Genomic DNA, 20,655 nt, shown 5'->3' on the forward strand with positions numbered 1-20,655 from the left:
TCAACCGCGCCCACCTGTCGGCGGCGAAGCCTTTGCGCTATCGGCAAGGCATGGCCACCCGCCCGCTCGCTTCCCCCTCGCCCGGTCTCGGCGCCCCGGTGCTCGGCGTTGCCGCCTCGCTTTCGGGCAAGGCGTGGCGCTGGCGCGGGGGCAACATGGAGCTGGGCGAGAATATCGGCGGTCTCGACCATTCGATCCTCGACCAGCTGCTGCTGACCCGCGGCGTCGCTGCGGACGACCTCGCCCGCCATGCCGCACCCACCCTGCGCGCCTTCCTCCCCGACCCTTCCACCTTCCGCGACATGGACGCCGCCGCTGCGCGCCTCGCCGATGCGGTCGGCCGCCAGGAGCGGGTGACCATCTACGGCGACTACGATGTCGACGGGGCGACCAGCGCGGCGCTGCTGGTCGAACTGCTGCGCCAGCTGGGGCTGGCGGCGGACTACTACATCCCCGACCGCCTGCTCGAAGGCTACGGCCCCTCGGGCGAGGCGCTGGTCAGGCTGGCCGAGGCAGGATCGCAGCTGATCGTCACGGTCGATTGCGGCGCGATGGCGCACGAGGCGCTGGGCATGGCCAAGGCGGCGGGCGTGGACGTGATCGTCGTCGATCACCACAAGTGCTCGCCCGAGCTCCCCCCCGCCCACGCGCTGGTCAACCCCAATCGCCTCGACGAGAGCGATCTTGGCGCGGCCCATGGGCACCTCGCGGCGGTCGGCGTCGCCTTCCTGCTCGGCGTGGCGCTGGTGCGCGAGCTGCGGGCGCGCGGGGCTTTCGGTGCGCAGCGGCGCGAGCCCGACCTGATGGGCCTGCTCGATCTGGTCGCCTTGGGCACCGTCGCCGATGTCGCCGCGCTCCACGGCCTCAACCGCGCCTTCGTGGCTCAGGGCTTGAAGGTGCTCGCCCGGCGCGAGCGGATCGGGATGGCGGCGCTGATGGACGCAAGCCGCCTCTCCCGCGCGCCGCAATGCAGCGACCTTGGCTTCGCGCTCGGGCCGCGGATCAATGCGGGCGGACGGATCGGCGAATCGACTCTCGGCGTGCGCCTGCTGACCACCACCGATCCCGAGGAAGCGCGCGAAATCGCCGCGCAGCTCTCGCAGCTGAACGAGGAACGCCGGGCGATCGAGGCCATGGTGCAGGAAGCCGCCGAGGCGCAGCTGGCGGGCCAGCACAATATGGCGGTGCAGGTGCTCTCGGGCCACGGCTGGCACCCCGGCGTGATCGGGATCGTCGCGGGCCGCATCAAGGAGAAGACCGGCAAGCCCGCCGTGGTGATCGCGCTCGACGAGGGACAGGGCAAGGGCTCGGGCCGTTCGATCAGCGGGGTCGACCTCGGCGCCGCGATCATCGCCGCGCGCGAGGCCGGGCTGCTGGTCGCGGGCGGCGGGCATGCGATGGCTGCGGGACTGACGATCGACCCGCACCGTCTCGCCGATTTCGCCGCATTCCTCGACGAACGGCTCGCCCGTGACGTGGACCGCGCGCGCGCCGGGGCCGCCATGCTGCTCGACCTCGCGTTGGCACCGGGAGGCCTGACACCAGAGCTGGTCGAGACCCTCGATGCCGCCGGGCCCTACGGCGTCGGCTGGCCCGCGCCGCGCATCGCAGTGGGGCCGGTCAGGATCGTCAAGGCGGACATCGTCGGCAAGGATCACGTGCGGCTGATCGCCAGCGGCAATGACGGCAGGAGCTTCAAGGCGATCGCCTTTCGCGCGGCGGAGAGCGAGATGGGGCAGACCCTGCTCCACCGGAGCCAGGGCCGCCGCTTCCACCTCGCGGGCCGCGCGAAAATCGACGACTGGGGCAACCGCCCGGCGGCCGAATTGCAGCTGGAGGACGCCGCCTTCGCCGATTGACGGGGCAGGCCGGGGGTGGGCGCGAATTTTTGCGCAAACGAGGCTTGACCGTCTCGAAACACCCCCCTAAAGGCGCGCTCTCGCAATCGCGACGGCCCCTTCGTCTAGCGGTTAGGACGCGGCCCTTTCACGGCTGAAACACGGGTTCGATTCCCGTAGGGGTCACCACCTCTTCGCAGAGGATGGCAGACAGGGCGGCAGGCTTCGGGCCTCGCCGCCCTTTTCATTCGCACGCGCCCCCGGAACAATGCGTGCCGCGCGCCCTTCCCTCGCTCGCCGCCAGCCTGTAAGGCAGCCTCCCATGGGCAGCGGCCAGAACATTCCCATCGCCGGCATCCTGCTAGCGGCGGTGACCTTCGTGGCGCTGCTGCTGCTGGGAACCGACATCGTCATCGCGCTCGCCGTGCTGACGGTGTGGGTCGGATCGCTGCTGGTTGCCGCCGGCCGACCGCCCGAGCCGGCCAAACCCAAGGCCAGGCCCCGCCTCACCCTCGAATCGATCAACGACCTGATCGAGCATTCCTCGATCCCGCTCCTCATCACCGATCGCAACACCATCGCGCTCGCCAATCGCGCGGCGCGCCGGATGCTGGGGCCGCATGTCGTCGGCCAGGACGCGCGGGTCGCCCTGCGCCAGCCCGAGGCGATCTCGCTGCTGGGCGAAAACCGGCAGGGCGAGGCGATCGTGCGCGGGCTCGTGCGGCGCGGCGACATCTGGCAGATCAGCCGCCAGACGATCGACGAGCGGCTCGCGATGCTCGAATTCATCAACCAGACCGCCGAGGCCGACATCAGCCGCGCGCACACCGATTTCGTCGCCAATGCCAGCCACGAGCTGCGCACCCCGCTCGCCGCGATCCTCGGCTATGTCGAGACCCTGCAGGAGGATGACGGCTCGATCGACACGCCGGTCGCGAAGAAGTTCCTCGGGATCATCGAGCGCGAGGCCAAGCGGATGCAGGCGCTGGTCGGCGATCTGATGAGCCTCAGCCGGGTCGAGGCGGAAAAGCACGAGCTGCCGACCGAGCGCATCGACCTTGCCTCGCTGGTCGAGCGCGCCGCGCGCGATGCGGCCGGGCCGCAGCGCGGCGACCGGCTCGACATCGATCTGGCCGCCGAGCCGGTGGTGCTGGGCGATCTCCAGCAGCTCGAGCAGGTGGTGCGCAACCTCGTCGACAACGCGCTCAAATACGGCGCTGCCGACCGGCCGGTGCACGTGACGCTCGATCTGGCGCAGGGCGATCTGGCGCGGATTGCGGTGGTCGACGAGGGCGAAGGCATCGCGCCCGAACAGATCCCGCATCTCACCCGCCGCTTCTACCGGACCGATCCGGGCCGCAGCCGCGCCTCGGGCGGAACGGGGCTGGGCCTGGCGATCGTCAAGCACATCGTCGAGCGGCATCGCGGCCGGCTCGACATCACCAGCGAGCTCGGCAAGGGCACCCGCGTAGTGGTGCGCCTGCCGCTCGCCGAACCCGATCCGCCCGAGGAAATTGCCCTCCCCGAAGGCGAAGCCGAGGGCTCCCTCGCCGAGCAAACCCAACAAGTGTCATAGACGTGTCTTATTTCTTCAACATGGCGCGGCCATGGCATAGGGGCCGGTTGGCGCGGCGGGGGCCGGGCACGCACTTCCTGGCCCGATTGAGCTACGCGCACTCCCAGCAGGAAAACGAAGGCTGTTCATGTCGCCGATCACGCTGATCCTGATTGCTTTGGGCCTCGGCCTGCTCGGCTGGCTGGCGGGCCGTGCGAAGGCGTGGAGCTTCCAATCGAGCGACCCGGCACTGCGTCCGGCCTCGCGCCCGGTCTACCATGCCTGGTATGTCGCGCTGTGGGTGGTTCTTCCGGTGCTCGCCTTCGTTGCCGCCTGGTCGGTGATCGCACCCAATCTGGTGCTGCAAACCGTGCTCGCCACTCCCGAGGCGCGCGGCCTGACCGGGCTCGGCTTCGAGCGCGACGCCTTCCTCGGCGAGGCCCGCGCGGTCGCGCTCGGGCAGGCGCCGGGGGTCTTCAACGACGAGGCCGAGCCGCTGATCGCGCCCTTCCGCGAGGCCTTTGCGCGTTACAACACCATCGGCATCATCGTCACCGTACTGATCGCGATTGCCGGCGGCGCGATCGCCTTCCTGCGGCTCGCCCCGCAATTCGGCGCGCGCACCCGGGTCGAGCGAACGGTGATGATGATCCTGCTGCTCGCCTCGCTGGTCGCGATCCTCACCACGCTCGGCATTTTCGCGAGCCTGGTGTTCGAGACGCTGCGCTTCTTCAACTTGGTCTCGCCGATCGACTTCCTGTTCGGCCTCAAATGGGGGCCCGACACGCTCGCCCCGCCCGATGCGGTCGACCCCTCGCGCTACGGGGCCGTGCCGCTGTTCTGGGGGACGATCTTCATCGGCGCTATCATTGCCATGGTGGTCGCGATCCCGCTCGGGTTGATGAGCGCGATCTACCTCACCCAATATGCCGATCCGCGCGTGCGCGCCTGGATCAAGCCGCTGCTCGAGCTGCTCGCGGGCGTGCCGACGGTGGTCTACGGCTATTTCGCCGCGCTCACCCTCGCCCCGATGATCCGCAACGCCGCCGTGGCACTGGGCGCCACCAGCGCCTCGACCGAGAGCGCGCTCGCCGCAGGCCTCGTGATGGGGGTGATGATCATCCCCTTCGTCTCCTCGATGGCGGACGATTCGATGGCGGCCGTCCCGGGCGCGATGCGTGACGGAAGCCTGGCGATGGGTGCGACGAAATCCGAGACGATCCGGCGCGTGCTCTTCCCCGCCGCGCTTCCCGGGATTGTCGCGGGCGTCATGCTCGCCGTGAGCCGCGCGATCGGCGAGACGATGATCGTGGTGATGGCCGCCTCCCAGGCCGCCAACCTCACCGCCAATCCGCTCGAGCCGATCTCGACCGTCACCGTCCAGATCGTCAACCTGCTGACCGGCGAGCAGAGCACCGACCACCCCGCCACACTCAGCGCCTATGCGCTCGGCTTCGTGCTGTTCATGGTGACGCTCGCCCTGAACTTCGTCGCGCTGCGCGTCGTCAAGCGTTTCCGGGAGGCCTACGAATGAGCAGCATCCCCATGGGCACCATCGGCACCGATGCGGCTGCCGGGAAGCCCCAGGCCGTCGGCCCGACCCGCACCGCCGCCTTCAAGGCGCGGCTTGCGAGGCGCTACCGGGCCGAGCGCAATTTCCGCCTGCTCGGGCTTGGCGCCGTGGCCTTCTCGGTCGCGGTGCTGGTGTTCCTGCTCGGCAACATGCTGATGAACGGCATCGCCGGCTTCCAGCGGCCCGAGCTCGCGGTGACGATCAACTTCCCCGAAAGCGGGATCACCGGCGATGCCACCTCGCTGACCGCGCCCACCGCGGGCCAGGCACTCGAGATGCAGGGCCTCCCGCAGATCGTGACCACCTTTGCCGAAACCCAGCTCGGGGCCGAGGCCGCGCGCGAGATCGCGCCCGACGCGTGGCGCGACGTCGCCGCCGCGCTCGCCGAGGATCCCGAACTGATCGGCCGCAGCGAGACCTTCCACCTGCCGACCACCTCGGCGCTGGGCGGCGCGCTCCGGGGCGAAGGCACGCCCGAGATACAGGCGCTGGCGAAGCGGCTCACGGCCGAGGGCAAGCTGGCGCGCAACTGGGACTGGGGTTTCCTCGCCCGCTCGGACGCGACCACGCCGCAATCGGTCGGCATCTGGGGCGCGCTCAAGGGCTCGATGCTGACCATGCTGGTGACGCTGGTGCTGGCCTTCCCGATCGGGGTGCTCTCTGCGCTCTATCTCGAGGAATATGCGCCGCGCGGCCGCTGGACCGACATCATCGAGGTCTCGATCAGCAATCTTGCCGCGGTGCCCTCGATCATCTTCGGCCTGCTCGGCCTGTCGCTGTTCCTCACCGCCTTCCCGAGCCTGCGTTCGGCCCCGATCATCGGCGGGATGACGCTGGCGCTGATGACCATGCCCGTGATCGTCATCTCCGGGCGCAACGCGATCAAGGCGGTGCCGCCCTCGATCCGCGACGGCGCGCTCGCGATCGGCGCCTCGCCGGTGCAGGTGGTGTTCCACCACGTCCTGCCGCTCGCGCTGCCGGGGATGCTGACCGGCACGATCATCGGCATGGCCCGCGCGCTGGGCGAGACCGCGCCGCTGCTGCTGATCGGCATGCGCATCTTCGTCGCCACGCCGCCCGAAGGCTTCACCTCGCCCGCCACAGTCCTGCCGATGCAGATCTTCCTGTGGTCGGATGAGGTCGACCGCGGCTTTGTCGAGCGCACCAGCGCGGCTATCATCGTGCTGCTGGTGTTTCTGCTCGCCATGAACGGCCTTGCCATCTACCTCCGCAACAAGTTCGAGAAACGCTGGTGACTGTGATCCATCCCAACATGGCTGACGAAGGCGCGAAGATTCACGCGCGCGACGTCTGTGTCTTCTACGGCGAGAAGAAGGCGATCGACAACGTGTCGCTCGACATCTCGCCCGATTACGTGACCGCCTTCATCGGCCCCTCGGGCTGCGGCAAGTCGACCTTTCTCAGGTGCTTCAACCGCATGAACGACACGATCGGCGCCGCGAAGGTCACGGGCCTCATCGAGCTCGACGGCGAGGACATCCACGGCGCAGGGATGGACGTCGTCCAGCTGCGCGCGCGGGTGGGCATGGTGTTCCAGAAGCCCAACCCCTTCCCCAAATCGATCTACGAGAACATCGCCTACGGCCCCAAGATCCACGGCCTTGCCGAGAAGAAGGCCGATCTCGACGTGATCGTCGAACGCTCGCTGACCCGCGCGGGACTGTGGGACGAGGTGAAGGACCGATTGGACGATTCGGGCACCGCGCTCTCCGGCGGCCAGCAGCAGCGCCTGTGCATTGCCCGCGCCATCGCCGTAGACCCGGAAGTCATCCTGATGGATGAGCCGGCCAGCGCGCTCGATCCCATCGCCACCGCCAAGATCGAGGAACTGATCGACGAGTTGTCGGGCCGCTACGCGATCGTGATCGTCACCCACTCGATGCAGCAGGCCGCACGCGTCAGTCAACGCACCGCATTCTTCCACCTCGGCAAAATGGTCGAGTATGGTCCCACCTCCGAGATCTTCACCAATCCCATCGAGGAACGGACGAAGGACTATATCACAGGACGTTACGGCTGATGGCTGAACATACCGTCAAGGCCTTCGACGAGGACATCACCCGCCTGCGCGGGCTGATCGCCGAAATGGGCGGCCTCGCCGAGGTCGCCATCGCAGAGAGCCTTGATGCGCTGGTGCGCGGTGACGAGGTGCTGGCCGAGCAGGTGGTCGCGCGCGACAAGCGCATCGACGCGCTCGAGACCGAGGTCGACAAGCTCGCAGTGCGGATCATCGCCCTGCGCGCACCGATGGCAGACGATCTGCGCGAGGTGATCGCCGCTCTCAAGATCGGCGGTGTGCTCGAACGTATCGGCGACTATTCAAAGGGCATCGCCAAGCGCGTCGGCATGATCGAGGGCCGTGCGCGGTTCGAGCCGCTGACGCTGCTGCCGACGATGGGCGAGCTGGCGGGCGAAATGGTCCACGACGTGCTCACCGCCTACGCCGCGCGCGACCCTGACCTTGCCCGCGAGGTGATCGCCACCGACGCCAAGGTCGACGGCTTCTACAATTCGATCTTCCGCAATCTCGTCAGCTACATGGTCGAGAACCCTTCGACCATTTCGAGCGCGGCGCAGCTGCTCTTCGTGGCCCGCAACATCGAGCGGATCGGCGACCATGCGACCAACGTCGCCGAGATGGTTCACTTTGCCGCGACCGGCGTCTACCCGCCCGAGGGCGACCGCTGAGCGCGCCCGGCGCTGTAACTGTCCTGTTGAAAACTTGCCATGTGCGTTTTCATCAAACTGTAGCGGAAGTGAAACATAGGGCTGGCGAAGCGACCTCGCGGGGGAGGCGCAAGGAGGCATCAGCCGTATGTCCGCTGCCAAACTTCTGCTGGTCGAAGACGATCCGGCGCTGTCCGAACTGCTCGAATACCGCTTCCAGAACGAAGGCTACGCCGTGCGCTGCACCGGCGATGGTGACGAGGCGCTGGTGCTCGCGTCCGAGGAGGTGCCCGATCTCATCATCCTCGACTGGATGATCGAGGGCACCAGCGGCATCGAGGTGTGCCGCCGGTTGCGCCGCGACAAGGAAACCGCGCATGTCCCCATCATCATGCTCACCGCGCGCGAGGCGGAGGATGACCGCGTGCGCGGGCTCGAGACCGGTGCGGATGATTACCTGACCAAGCCCTTCTCCCCGCGCGAGCTGCTCGCCCGCGTCGCGGCGGTGATGCGCCGCATCCGCCCCGCGCTCGCCGGCGAGACGATCGAGGTCGGCGACCTCCGGCTCGATCCCGTCGCCCACAAGGTCCAGCGCCGCGGCCGCGCGCTGCAGCTGGGGCCGACCGAATACCGCCTGCTCAAGTTCTTCATGGAGAGCCCGGGCCGGGTGTTCAGCCGCGGCCAGCTGCTCGACGGCGTGTGGGGCACGGGTTCGGACATCGAGCTGCGCACGGTCGACGTTCACATCCGCCGCCTGCGCAAGGCGATCACCGTCGAGGGCGCCAAGGACCCGATCCGCACCGTGCGTTCGGCTGGCTACGCGCTCGAAGCGGTCTAGGCCCTAGCGGCACACCCCCGCCCAGCGTTCGTCCTGGTCGAGGTGGAAGTGATCCGCGTGGGCCGCGTTGTAATCGGGCGAGAGCACGGTGGCAAAGCTCCCGCACGCCCCTTCGCGCACCGCGCGCAGGAAGCGCGCCTTCGGGCCGTCGCCGTCCCAGTCCCTCAGCACGCTAATCCGCGTTCCGTCTTCGAGCACGAAAGCGGCGATGTCGATCGCGTTGGCGGTGGCGTGCTCGCTCCACGGGCCCTCGCTGTCGCCATACATCCGGCGGCAGGAATAGGCGCCAAGGTGCTCGATTCGCCTGATTTCGCCTCCCATGATCCGGCGCGCCGCGGGGGCCACACTGTCGCGGCGCCAGATCTCCAGCGCGGCGGCGACGGGGCAGGTGACGGGCGGCGTATCGGGGGCGAGCGGGTAGTCGCCGAGCCGCGTTCGGTCGGGCCGCGCGCAGGGTCCCTCGCCGGTCGGGGCAAGCGGGGTGAAGGCAACCTCGCTGCGCTCGAGCACCGCACGGCATTCGCTCACGTCGCCCTTCAGCCGGGCCAGTTTCGCGCGCGTCGCCCAGCCCGGGGGGTCGTTGAGGTTGAGCGGCGCCCACGGGTTATGCTCGGGGTGGCCGAGCAGCCACTGCCATCCGGCGATTCCCAGCGCGAGCGGGACCAGCGCGGCGAGTGCGAGGCGCGCGGCGCGATGGTGGGGGTTGGGCTTCTTGCGGGGCATCGGCGGCGATCCTAGTGGAAATCCCGCGACTTGGGCAGAATCCTGTGATCACGCGGGTGGCCGGTGACGTTGGGCTGCGGTGCCAGCTCGTCGATCATGTCGCGCGGGCGCGGCCCCCCTCGGTCTGGCATCGGCTTGTTGACCTCGTCCGCGCGGGCGAGCGGCGCGGACAGCAGGTCGTCTGAGAGCATATGCAGCCGGTGTGTCGCATCGGTCATGGCGTGCGCAATCACATGGATCACCTCGTCATCATACTCGACCCGGCCGCGCACCTCCATCAGCCGCGCGCCCATCACCACCTTGCGCTGCTTTTCCTTGAGGTCGGGCCAGACGACGAGGTTGATGACGCCGGTCTCGTCCTCCAGCGTGATGAAGGTCACCCCCTTGGCGCTGCCGGGGCGCTGGCGGATCAGCACCACACCGGCGACCTGCGCCATGGAGCGGAATTTGCGCGAGCGCAGATCGGCCGCGCGCACGAAGCCGCGCGCGGCGAGGTCGGCGCGCAGGAAGGCCATGGGATGCGCCTTCAGGCTGAGGCGGGTGGTCTGGTAATCGGCCACCACTTCCTCCGAGAGCGGCATGGCCGGCAGGCGGATGGTGGCGCGCTCCGCCCCTTCGTCACGCACCCCGGCGGCGCGGAACAGCGGGAGATCGGGCGCGGCGATGAGGCTGCGGGCATCCCACAAGGCCTGCCTGCGGGTGAGGCCCAGCGAGGTGAAAGCGTCAGCACTGGCAAGCCGCTCGATATGAGAAGGCGAGAGGCCAGCCCGCACGCGCAGATCGGCAATGTCGCGGAACGGCCCCCCCGCCTCGCGAGCGCTCACCAGCGCGGCTGCGACGTGTTCGGGAAGTCCGTCGATCTGCCTGAGGCCGAGGCGCAGGGCCAGCGGCTCACCCTCGCCTTCCAGCGTGCAGTCCCACGTGGAGTGGTTCACATCCACCGGCAGCACCGCCACCCCGTGCTCGCGGGCGTCGCGCACGATCTGCGCAGGCGCGTAGAAGCCCATCGGCTGAGAGTTGAGCAGCGCCGCCGCGAAGGCCGCCGGGTAGTGGCACTTGAGCCAGCTCGACACATAGACCAGCTGCGCGAAACTCGCCGCGTGGCTCTCCGGGAAGCCGTATTCGCCGAAGCCCCTGATCTGGTTGAAGCAGCGCTGCGCGAAGTCGCGGTCGTAGCCGCGCGCGACCATGCGTTCGACCATCATGTCCTGGAGCTCGTCTACCATCCCGCGGCTGCGGAAGGTCGCCATCGCCTTCCTCAGCCGGTTCGCCTCGAGGCTGGAGAACTTCGCCGCATCGAGCGCGATCTTCATCGCCTGTTCCTGGAAGATCGGCACGCCGAGGGTGCGCCCGAGGATGCTGGTGAGCTCGTCGGGCGGCCCGTGCTCGGGCGAAGGCGCGGGGATCTGCACGCTCTCGGCGCCGCGGCGGCGCTTCAGGTAGGGGTGCACCATGTCGCCCTGGATCGGCCCGGGGCGCACGATCGCGACCTGGATCACGAGATCATAGAACTCGCGCGGGCGCAGGCGGGGCAGCATGTTCATCTGCGCCCGGCTTTCGACCTGAAACACCCCGAGCGAATCGCCCTTGCGCAGCATCGCGTAAGTCTCGGGATCCTCGCGCGGCACGCTCGCCAGCGTGAGCGGGCGGCCGTGATGCGCGCTCAGCAGATCGAGGCACTTGCGGATGCAGGTCAGCATCCCCAATGCCAGCACGTCGACCTTGAGGATGCCGAGCGCGTCGATGTCGTCCTTGTCCCACTCGATGAAGGAGCGGTCGGGCATGGCGCCGTTGCCGATCGGCACGGTCTCGGTCAGCGCGCCCTCGGTAAGGATGAAGCCGCCGACATGCTGACCCAGATGGCGCGGCATGCCGATCATCTGCTCGGTGAGCTTCAGAACCCGGCGCAGGTGCGGATCGGTCACGTCGAGGCCGGTCTCCGCGGCGTGCTTCTCGTTGATCTCGCGCCCCCACCCGCCCCACACGGTGCGCGCCAAGGCGCTGGTGACATCCTCCGACAGCCCCATCGCCTTGCCCACCTCGCGGATCGCCATGCGCGGGCGGTAGTGGATCACGGTGGCGCAGAGCCCGGCGCGGTGGCGGCCATATTTGCGGTAGATGTACTGGATCACCTCCTCGCGCCGCTCATGCTCGAAATCGACATCGATGTCGGGCGGCTCCTTGCGCTCCTCGGAGATGAAGCGGTCGAACAGCAGCTGGTGCTTGGCCGGATCGACCGAGGTGATGCCGAGGACGTAACACACCGCCGAGTTCGCGGCTGACCCCCGCCCCTGGCACAGGATCGGCGGCTCCTGGCCGCGCGCGAAATCGACGATATCCTTGATGGTGAGGAAGTAGCGCGCAAGATCGAGCTTCGCGATCAGCGCGAGCTCGCGTTCGAGCGTCTGGCGCACGCTTTCGGGCACGCCCGAGGGGTAGCGCCGCCCTGCCCCCGCCCGGACCTCGCTCTCCAGAAAGGCCTGCGGGGTCTGGCCGTCGGGGTAGATTTCCTCGGGGTATTCGTAGCGCAATTCATCGAGGCTGAAGCGGCAGCGGTCGGCCACTTCGCGCGCGGCGGCAATCGCGTGGGGCCAGCGGGCGAAGAGGCGCTGCATCTGTGCAGGGGATTTGAGGTGCCGCTCGGCATTGGGGTGGAGCAGGTGCCCGGCCGCCGCAACGGTGGTCTTGTGCCGGATCGCGGTCATCACGTCCTGAAGCGCGCGGCGTTCGGGCGCGTGGTAATGGACGTCGTTGGTGGCGAGGAGGCCGAGGCCGTTCGCGCGGGCGAGGCTGTCCAAGCGCTCGATCCGGGCGATGTCGTCCCCGCGGTAGAGGTAGGCGGCGGCGAGGTGGCGCAGGGTGGGGAGTTGGCGGACGAGGTGGGGGAGGATGTCTGCGAAGGGCAGCTCCCTCACGTCATCCCGGCGCAGGCCGGGATCGCTTGTCGCAAGCGGTCCCGGATCAAGTCCGGGACGGCGGAAGGGGACAACATTGCTCGGCACCGCGATCGTGAGTTCCGCCTCCAGATCATCCGGCGGTAGCAGGATCAGCTGCACGCCCTCCGAATGCGCCGCCAGCATCGCAAGATCGATCTCGCACACGCCCTTGTCCTGCCACTCCCCGGCGAGCGTCTGCATCCGCCCCGCGCTGATCAACCGGCACAGGCGCCCATAGGCGGCGCGGTCCTCGGGGTAGGCGAGGAAGGCGAGGCCCTCGACGGTCTCGATCCGGCACCCGATCACGGGGCGGATCTTGAGCGTCTTGGCCTCGGTGTGGATGCGCACCACCCCGGCCATGGAATTGACGTCGGCGATTCCCAGCGCGTCATAGCCGAGCGCGTGGGCCGCCAGCACCAGATCGACCGCATCGGATGCCCCGCGCAGGAAGCTGAAGCAGCTGACGAGGCCCAGCTCGACGAAAGGCGCACGCTCGGGCGGCGCGATGTCGGCCGGGTCGATATCGAGCGTGCGCTTGTCGGGAGTGAGCGGGGCGTCGGGCATGTCAGCCCGTCAGCTCCGCGAGCCGCACCCGCACGCGCGCCAGATCGGCCGCGAACAACACCGCCTGCTCCTCGCGCGCCGCGCCATTGAGGCGCAGCAGGTAGGAGGGGTGGACCGTCACCCACAGCTCCGCCCCGTCATCGAGGCGGATCGCCCGCCCACGCTCGCGGGTGGCGCTGACCGTGCGGCCGAGCAGGCCTCTTGCGGCACTCGCCCCCAGCGCCAGCACCAGGCGTGGCTGCACCAGCGCGCGCTCGGCATCGAGCCACCAGCGGCAGGTGTCGATCTCCTTCGCGCCCGGCGACTGATGCAGGCGGTGCTTGCCCTTCCAGGCGAACTTGAAGTGCTTGACCGCGTTGGTGACGTAGGCCGCGCTGCGGTCGATTCCGGCGCGGGTCAGGTAGTCGTCGAGCAACTGCCCGGCAGGCCCGACGAAGGGTCGCCCGGCCTGGTCCTCCTGATCCCCCGGCTGCTCGCCCACGATCATCAGCGGCGCTTCCAGCGGCCCCTCCCCCATCACCGCGCGGTTGTCGAGTTCGCCGATCGGGCAATTGCGACAGGCGTGGATCGCCGTGTCGATGGCTTCCAGCGTGGCGGGCTTCTCGCCCATGTCGAGGCTGCCCGATGCGACCATCCGCGCCTCCCTTGCCTGTGCCCCTGCGATGAGCTGCGGGATCAGCTCGGCCTCGGGCAGGTTCTTCCAGTATTTCTTCGGCATCTCCGACAGCATCGCCCCCACCTTCAGCCGCGCGGGATTGAAGATCGAGGCATAGTAGGAGCGCCACAGCTCTTCGACCGGGTCACCCCCGGGCGCATCCTCGCGCCGTGCGGGGGGGCCTTCGCGCATGGTCTCGCCGTCCCAGTGGATAGAGCCGCGCGGCGTGAGGATCGACCAGTGCATGTTGGCGAAGCGGCGCATGAAGAAGCCCGCCTCGGCGCGGACGATGTGGTGATCGGGCTCGAACCAGGCGACGAAATGCGGGGTGCCGTCCTCCTCGGCCACTTCGCGGAAACGGACGAAGGCGTGCATCTTGTGCGCGTCGCGGCGCACCGCCTTGGCGAGTTCCTCGAGCCGGCGCACCTCGGGGTCGGCCTTGTCCTCCATCAGGCGGGGGTTGCGCTGCAAGCGCCACAGCACCCGGTAGAGCAGGCCGAAACGCGCCGGATCGGAATGCAGCGCGGCGCTGCGGGCGATGGTGAGGAAGCGCTGGCTGGCGCGCACGGCACGCGGATCGGCGGGCGGCGGGGGAAGGCGTTTCTCGCCGCGCGCGGGGCCTTCGCTGGCGAACAGATCGCCCGTGCCGCCCGGCTCGATCCACGAGACGCGGTCAGGCGGCACGTCGCACTGGATCAGCCCCCGCGCCCGCTCGCGCCAGAAGGCGAAATCGTCCGGAGCCGGCAGGTGGACGGCGTAGTGGGAGCCGAGGCTGACATGCTGCATCGCTGTCATCAGAACAGCTCCAGCTGCTCGGACCTGCGCACCAGCAGCCCGCGCAGGTCGGCGCGGTCGGTGAGCAGGGTCGGTCGCCAGTCCACCGTGCAGATGAAGGGCCGCACCTTGGCGAGCGAGGCGGTCAGCCGCGCGACATCGTCCAATCGCAGCGTCCGGTGCCGCCGCGAGGCGAGGATGCGCGCGACCGCCTTGGTGCCCAGCCCCGGCACCCGCAAGAGCATCTCCCTGGGCGCGCGGTTGATATCGACCGGGAAGCTCTCGCGGAACTTCAGCGCCCAGGCGAGCTTGGGGTCGATATCGAGCGGCAGGTTGCCGTCCGCTTCCGCCGCGTCCGCGACTTCCTGCGGCGCGAAGCCGTAGAACCGCATCAGCCAGTCGGACTGATACAGCCGGTGCTCGCGCAACAAGGGCGGGCGCTTCAGCGGCAGCACCGCGGAGGCATCGGGGATCGGCGAGAAGGCGCTGTAATAGACCCGCCTGAGGCCGAAGGTGCCATAGAGCCGGCTCGCCTTGCCGATGATCGCCGCGTCATTGGCACCGTCCGCGCCAACGATCATCTGGGTCGACTGGCCTGCGGGTGCAAAGCGCGGGGCGTGGCGGAACCGCTTGCGCTCGTCCTTGGCCTCCACGATCCGCGCCTTCGTGCGCCCCATCGCGCCTTCGATCTGGCTAACGTTCTTGTCGGGCGCGAGGCGGGTCAGCCCGGCATCGGTGGGCAGTTCGACATTGATCGAGACGCGGTCGGCATAAAGGCCCGCCAGATTGATGATCTCCGCATCCGCCTCGGGGATGGTCTTCAGGTGGATGTAGCCGCGAAAGTCGTGCTCCTCGCGCAATATCCGCGCCACCTCGACCAGCTGCTCCATCGTGTGATTGGCGCTCTTCACTATCCCCGAGGACAGGAACAGCCCCTCGATATAGTTGCGGCGATAGAAATTGAGCGTGAGGTCGACCACCTCCTGCGGGGTGAAGCGCGCGCGCGGGGTGTTCGCGCTCTTGCGGTTGATGCAGTAGTGGCAATCGAAGATGCAGTGGTTGGTCAGCAGGATCTTCAGGAGCGAGATGCAGCGCCCGTCCGGGGCATAGGCGTGGCAGATCCCCATCCCCTCGGTCGAGCCCACGCCTTTCCCGCCCAGCGAGTTCTTCCTCGCCGTGCCGGAGGACGCGCATGAGGCATCATATTTTGCCGCATCGGCAAGGATTTCGAGACGTTGGCGTAAGGATTGCTGGGCCATGGGAACGTGGGAACACCTTTCGTTTGTTCCATATATGTTCCCAAGCCTCGCCTGCCAAATGCAAAGCTTGCAAGCGGTGCCTGACCGCGATCAGTAGAGTCGGCGCAGCCTCGGCCCGCCGTTGCGCAGGGCACCGCCTTCGCACAGGAAATCGATCACCGCAGGATGCATCGCACCCTCGAAGGCGACCCCGGCCATCCCCCCTTCGACCCAGGCAATCACCCCGAGCGGGGCGTTGATGCCATTGACCTTCATCGTCACCCGGTCGCCCACCTCGGCAAAGCCCGGCTTTGCGCGGATCTTGCAGCCGCCTTCGGACAGATCGACAAGATCGACGAACACCACCCGCGAGCGCACGCGGCTCTTGACCGTCAGGCTCATCGGCTTGCGCTCGGAAGAACGAGGGATCGAATCGAGGTTCATGCGCGCATGGTCGCACATGGCGGTAAAGGAATGCTAAGCAGGCCGGTAAATCGGAATTAACGCCTGTCTCTCAGGCACATAGACCCTGCAGGAACCACTCGGGCACCCCCCCGCGCCCGTCGCCCGCCAGCCCCGCGCGATAGATCCAGTAGCGCCGCCCGGCCGCGTCCTCGATCCGGTAATAGTCGCGCAGGCGCACGGTCGAGCGCTCGCGCCACCATTCGGGCGCGATCCGCTCGGGCCCCTCGGCGCGCGCCACCTCGCGCACCTCCCCGCGCCAGCGGAAGCGCTGGGGGACGCCGTCGGGCGCGGCATGGAGCACCGCGATCGGCTCGGGCCGGTCGAGCAGCTTGAGCGGGCGGGTGTGGAAGGCGAGCCCGGCCTGGGACGGCGGGACGGGGGCAAGCGGCGGCTGCCAGCCCTGCGCGCGTTCGGGGATGTGGCTGGCGCGGGCGACCGGGCGGGTGACGGCGCGCGGGCCGAGGCGCACGCTCAGCCGGTCGATGCAGGCGGCCAGCGACGTGCCGTGGTCCTCGGCCGCGGCATCGAGATCGGCCTGCGCGAGGTGGAGCGGCTCGCTCCAGCTGGCGCGCAGCTGCACCAGCTCGATCCCGAACCCGGCGTCGACATCGTCGAGCCGCGCGGCAAACAGCCGGGTGATGTGGGCCGCCTCACGGGTCGCGGCGGCAAGCTCGATGCGGCGCATCAGCACCTCGCCATCGACCCGCCACAGTGCCAGTTCGAGCCGCCGCGCGCCCTCGCCGCGGGCCTCGAGCGCGCGGACCATGTCGGCGGCGAGATCGGCAAGCACGGTGTCGAGCGGGGTGCGGTGGCGCAGCGGCTCCATCAACCGGCGCTGGACCAGCGGCATGGGCCGGGCGATGACCGGCAGCAGCGGTTCGGGCACGCGCCCGAGCAGCTGGTCGAGCCGCAGCAGCGGATTGGCGGCGGGCGAGTGGCGATTGCGGAAGCGACGGCGCAGCGCGTCGCGCGCGGCGGCCTCGCGCGCGAGGTCCTCCTCCCCCGCCCCGCTCACCCCGGCCAGTTCGCCGAGACGCTTGATCCCGAGGCGGCGCAGCGCGGTGAGCACATCGTCATCGAGCCGCAGTGCGGCGACCGGCAGATCGGCGAGCCAGCGCAGCATATCCTCCCCCACCGGGGGAGGGGAACCGCGACCCGCAGGGTCGGGGTGGAGGGGCGAGCGGCGCTGCCCCGATAGGCTGGCTTTCGGATCGCGGTCGCTCGCCCCTCCACCACCTTCGGTGATCCCCCTCCCCTGAAGGGGAGGATTGAGGTGCAGCACATCCCCCGCCACCAGTGCGCGTGCGGCGGGGCCGCCGAACTGGCCGAGGGTGAAAGTGCTCGCGCTGCCGAGATAGGGCACCACGTCGAGCCCGCCCGCGACGAGGATATAGCCGCGCATGCCCCCGCCGCCCGCGCGGCCCATGGCGAGGGTCTGGCCCGCCTTGACCGCAAGCGCCTCGCCGCGCGGAGCGGGAACGCCGTCCAGCGTCGCGCCGAAATCCGCGCCGGTGAGGCAGATCGTCGCGTCGGCCTCGAACAGCAGCGTCGGCCCGCTGGCGGTGACTTCGAGCCCCGCCGTGCCCTCGGGGTTGCCGAGGATGCGGTTGCCGAGGCGGAAGGAGAGGTCGTCCATCGGCCCGCTGGGGGGCACGCCCACGTTCCACAGCCCGAGCCGCCCCGGCCAGTCCTGCACCGAGGTCGCCGTCCCCCCGCCGATGACGCGGATCGCGCGGCGCTGGTAGGCGACGCCCTCGAGCATCCGGGTGGAGACATTGCCGCTGGTGAAGCCCTCGTGCCGCACCACCTCTCGCAGCCATCTGAGGTTGGTCTCGATCCCGTCAACCCGCGAGGCTGAGAGCGCGGCCTGCATTGCGGCAATCGCCTCCTCGCGGGTCTCGCCACGCGTGATGAGCTTCGCCAGCATCGGATCGTAGAAGGCGCTGACCTCGCTGCCCGCCATCACCCAGGTCTCGGCGCGGATGTCCGGCGGGAAGGCGACATTGGTGAGCGTGCCGACGGTCGGGCGGTAGTCCTGTCCGGGGTCTTCGGCGTAGAGCCGCACCTGCACAGAGTGCCCCCGCGTTGCCGGCGCAGGCGCATCGAGCATCGTGAAATCGCCCGCCGCGCCGCGGATCATCCACTCCACCAGATCGATCCCGGTCACCTCCTCGGTGACACCGTGTTCGACCTGGAGGCGGGTGTTCATCTCGAGGAAGAAGAAGTCCTCGCGCGCCGCATCGTAGAGGAACTCGACCGTCCCCGCCGAGCGATATCCCGCCGCCTCGCCGAGGCGCACGGCGGCGGCGATGAGTTCGGCGCGCTTGGTATCGGAGAGGCACGGCGCGGGGGCCTCCTCCACCACCTTCTGGTTGCGCCGCTGGAGCGAGCAGTCGCGCTCGCCCAAGGCCATGACGCGGCCCTTGCCATCGCCGAAGATCTGTACCTCGAGGTGCCGCGCGCGCGGGACGTAGCGTTCGAGGAACACACCCGCATCGCCGAAGCTCGCCTCGCCCTGGCGGACGACGGCGGCGAAGCCCTCGCGCACCTGCGCCTCGCTCTCGCAGACGCGCATGCCGATGCCGCCGCCGCCTGCGGTGGCCTTGAGGATGACGGGATAGCCGATCCGCGCCGCCGCCGCCGCCGCCTCGTCCGCGCCGGTCAGGAGCCCCGTGCCGGGGGCGAGCGGGAGCCCGTGCGCCTCGGCCAACGCGCGGGCGGAATGCTTGAGGCCGAAGGTGCGGATGTTTTCCGGCGTCGGCCCGATGAAGGCGATCCCGGCGGCGGCGCAACTTTCGGCGAACTCCGCATTCTCGGCGAGGAAGCCATAGCCCGGGTGGATCGCGCCTGTCCCGGTCGCCTTGGCGGCGGCGAGAATGGCCTCGACGTTGAGGTAGCTCTGCGCCGCCGGGCCCGGCCCGATGCACACCGCCTCGTCCGCCGCGCTGACATGGAGCGAGCCTGCGTCGGCCGCGGAATAGACCGCCACCGTCCGCAGCCCCATGGCGCGCGCGGTGCGGATGATCCGCGTCGCGATCGCGCCCCGGTTGGCGATGAGGACGGTGTCGAAGCTCATCCCGCCGCCACGATCATCCGCACCGGCGTGGGGTTGAAGCCGTTGCAGGGGTTGTTGATCTGCGGGCAGTTGGAGACGACCACGATCACGTCCATCTCCGCCCGGAGATCGACCGTGAGGCCGGGCGCGGAGATGCCGTCGACGATGCCGAGCGTCCCGTCATCCTCGACGGGCACGTTCATGAAGAAGTTGATGTTGGAGACGATGTCGCGCTTGCCGCGCCCTTGGCGAAGGTTTGCCTCGAGGAAATTGTCGACGCAGGCGTGTTGATGCCTCGTGTGATGTCCGTAGCGCAAGGTGTTGCTTTCACACGAGCACGCCCCGCCGATCGTGTCGTGATACTCGACCGCGCTGTCGACGATGGTCATCAGCGCATTGCCCTCGTTCGAGAGCAGCACGGTGCCGGTGCGCAGGAACAGGTTGCCCTGCGCCGCGACCGTGTCCTGCGCGGAGTAGCGCTCGGCATCGTCGGCGGCGGAATAGATCAGGAAATCGACCGCCTGGTTGCCCTCGACATCGACGATCCGCAGCACCTCGCCCTTGCGCACATGGTGCAGCCACGGCGCGCGCGCGGGCACGATCTCGTCGTGGATGATGGAGCCGGTGAGGCCGGAGCGGGCCGGGTCGCTGGACATGCTGTTGCTTTCAATCGAAAGGGTTAGCGGCGGTAGTAGTCCTCGGTGTTGAGGTAGGCGCGCAGGCCCTCTGGCGTGGCATTGCGCACGGGATCGTCGTTGGAGGTAACGGCCCCGCGCCATGCGGTGAGGCGCAGCGGCGTGCTGCGGTATTCCGGGCGCGGGTCGAGGACGTGGGGGCAGTTGGCGATCACCACGATCACCTCCATCTCGGCGCGCAGCAGCACTTCGCGCCCGGCATCGAACGGGCCGACGAGGGGCGAAATACCGCCGTCGGCCTCGATCCGGGTGCCCTTGAACAGGCTCACCGCCGGGTGGACATCGCGGCGCGTCAGCCCGTGCTTGGCCGCGCCGAGGATCAGCCGGTCGCGACCGTTGGGATAAGCGCCGGAGTTACGGCCTTCCCCGTATTTCCTGAGGTTGCCGCCCGCATTTGACACGCCGCAGAAGGTGTCATGCGTCTCTGCGCCGTCCGCGAGGATGCTCATCAGCACCCGGCCCATGTCCGAGAGCAGCAGCTTGCCCGCGCCCAGATAGGCGTTCCACTGGACCTTGACCGTGTCGGCGACGTTCAGCCGCTCGGTCGGCATCTCGGCGTTGAAGATGTTGAGGCTCGCGCAGGCATCGCCCGCCTTGTCGATCAGCCGCAGCCGCGTGCCGCGCGCCAGCCTGCGCGAGGTGTAGCCGCCGGGGGCGACGGTCTCTTCCCAGACGAGGTCGTCAGCCGCAACACCCTCGGGCAGATCGTCCGCCACGGGGGGCAGGATCGGCATGGTCTCGACCCGCGTGCCGCCTTGCGCGCGGGCGTGTTCGCGGGCAGCCTTGGGGTCGGCGGTTCCGCTCATTCAGCGGCCTCCTTGGTGGGGGGAACATCCTGTTCGTGGAGCGGCGGGAGCAGCGCGGTGGTGGTGACCAGCTGCAATTGCTGCACGCCGCGGATCGCGCGCAGCGCGTCGCACAGCTGCTTGAGCCGCACCGCCGGGCCCTGCACCAGCAGCACCTCGAGCGACTGGTCCTCTTCCAGAAAAACGTGCTGCGAGGAGATCACCTCCTTGAGGTAGTCGACCTGCGTTTCCGCCAGCTGCTGGTGCAGGGCC

At 69.1% G+C, this 20,655-nt stretch carries 15 protein-coding genes, 1 tRNA gene and 1 pseudogene; 8 read left to right on the forward strand and 9 right to left on the reverse strand.

What is annotated here, in order from left to right:
• Positions 1-50: 50 nt before the first annotated feature.
• The 8 genes from recJ (at position 51) to phoB (ending at position 8,492) form a co-directional block, all read left to right on the forward strand.
• Positions 51-1,859, forward strand: coding sequence for a single-stranded-DNA-specific exonuclease RecJ (gene recJ / locus AX692_RS10740; protein WP_073977268.1), 1,809 nt, complete (start codon positions 51-53; stop codon positions 1,857-1,859).
• A 93-nt stretch (positions 1,860-1,952) separates the two neighbouring features.
• Positions 1,953-2,027 (forward strand) — tRNA-Glu (locus AX692_RS10745).
• A gap of 133 nt (positions 2,028-2,160) precedes the next feature.
• Complete coding sequence (locus tag AX692_RS10750; protein ID WP_073975506.1) at positions 2,161-3,414, forward strand: sensor histidine kinase; 1,254 nt, start codon at positions 2,161-2,163, stop codon at positions 3,412-3,414.
• A gap of 127 nt (positions 3,415-3,541) precedes the next feature.
• On the forward strand, positions 3,542-4,927 hold the full coding sequence (gene pstC, locus AX692_RS10755; RefSeq protein WP_073975507.1) for a phosphate ABC transporter permease subunit PstC: 1,386 nt from the start codon (positions 3,542-3,544) through the stop codon (positions 4,925-4,927).
• On the forward strand, positions 4,924-6,222 hold the full coding sequence (gene pstA, locus AX692_RS10760; RefSeq protein ID WP_081095254.1) for a phosphate ABC transporter permease PstA: 1,299 nt from the start codon (positions 4,924-4,926) through the stop codon (positions 6,220-6,222). The genes pstC and pstA overlap by 4 nt, the downstream gene beginning before the upstream one ends.
• Positions 6,223-6,239: 17 nt before the next feature.
• Positions 6,240-7,007 carry a phosphate ABC transporter ATP-binding protein PstB gene (pstB, locus tag AX692_RS10765; protein ID WP_155644880.1) on the forward strand — a complete coding sequence of 256 codons (768 nt, stop codon included), beginning with the start codon at positions 6,240-6,242 and terminating at the stop codon, positions 7,005-7,007.
• On the forward strand, positions 7,007-7,675 hold the full coding sequence (phoU, locus tag AX692_RS10770; RefSeq protein WP_196490006.1) for a phosphate signaling complex protein PhoU: 669 nt from the start codon (positions 7,007-7,009) through the stop codon (positions 7,673-7,675). Before pstB ends, phoU begins: the two co-directional genes overlap by 1 nt.
• A gap of 127 nt (positions 7,676-7,802) precedes the next feature.
• Positions 7,803-8,492 carry a phosphate regulon transcriptional regulator PhoB gene (gene phoB, locus AX692_RS10775; protein ID WP_073975510.1) on the forward strand — a complete coding sequence of 230 codons (690 nt, stop codon included), beginning with the start codon at positions 7,803-7,805 and terminating at the stop codon, positions 8,490-8,492.
• A 3-nt stretch (positions 8,493-8,495) separates the two neighbouring features.
• Here the strand turns inward: phoB and AX692_RS10780 are convergent, their stop codons facing one another.
• From AX692_RS10780 to AX692_RS10820, 9 genes and pseudogenes are all read right to left on the reverse strand, one after another.
• Positions 8,496-9,215 (reverse strand): extensin family protein, encoded by a 720-nt coding sequence (locus tag AX692_RS10780; RefSeq protein ID WP_073975511.1) that lies wholly within the window; start codon positions 9,213-9,215, stop codon positions 8,496-8,498.
• Between the two features lie 11 nt (positions 9,216-9,226).
• The gene (locus AX692_RS10785; RefSeq protein WP_073975512.1) at positions 9,227-12,715 is read right to left on the reverse strand and encodes an error-prone DNA polymerase; all 3,489 of its coding nucleotides are present in this window, start codon (positions 12,713-12,715) and stop codon (positions 9,227-9,229) included.
• A gap of 1 nt (position 12,716) precedes the next feature.
• On the reverse strand, positions 12,717-14,165 hold the full coding sequence (locus AX692_RS10790; RefSeq protein ID WP_073975513.1) for a UdgX family uracil-DNA binding protein: 1,449 nt from the start codon (positions 14,163-14,165) through the stop codon (positions 12,717-12,719).
• Positions 14,165-15,403 carry a putative DNA modification/repair radical SAM protein gene (locus tag AX692_RS10795; protein ID WP_073975514.1) on the reverse strand — a complete coding sequence of 413 codons (1,239 nt, stop codon included), beginning with the start codon at positions 15,401-15,403 and terminating at the stop codon, positions 14,165-14,167. Before AX692_RS10795 ends, AX692_RS10790 begins: the two co-directional genes overlap by 1 nt.
• Before the next feature lie 90 nt (positions 15,404-15,493).
• On the reverse strand, positions 15,494-15,826 hold the full coding sequence (locus AX692_RS10800; protein ID WP_081095257.1) for a PilZ domain-containing protein: 333 nt from the start codon (positions 15,824-15,826) through the stop codon (positions 15,494-15,496).
• Positions 15,827-15,896: 70 nt separating this feature from the next.
• Complete coding sequence (locus tag AX692_RS20535; RefSeq protein ID WP_081095255.1) at positions 15,897-18,923, reverse strand: DUF6504 family protein; 3,027 nt, start codon at positions 18,921-18,923, stop codon at positions 15,897-15,899.
• On the reverse strand, positions 18,920-19,558 hold the full coding sequence (locus AX692_RS10810; protein ID WP_073974489.1) for an urea amidolyase associated protein UAAP2: 639 nt from the start codon (positions 19,556-19,558) through the stop codon (positions 18,920-18,922). Before AX692_RS10810 ends, AX692_RS20535 begins: the two co-directional genes overlap by 4 nt.
• Positions 19,559-19,581: 23 nt before the next feature.
• Positions 19,582-20,403: an urea amidolyase associated protein UAAP1 gene (locus tag AX692_RS10815; protein ID WP_073974488.1), complete on the reverse strand. Its 822-nt coding sequence runs from the start codon at positions 20,401-20,403 to the stop codon at positions 19,582-19,584.
• Positions 20,400-20,655: pseudogene (locus AX692_RS10820) on the reverse strand (CopG family transcriptional regulator); the annotation flags it as partial. The pseudogene AX692_RS10820 and the gene AX692_RS10815, both read right to left, overlap by 4 nt.

Source organism: Erythrobacter donghaensis (assembly GCF_001557325.1).
Taxonomy (GTDB): domain Bacteria; phylum Pseudomonadota; class Alphaproteobacteria; order Sphingomonadales; family Sphingomonadaceae; genus Erythrobacter; species Erythrobacter donghaensis_B.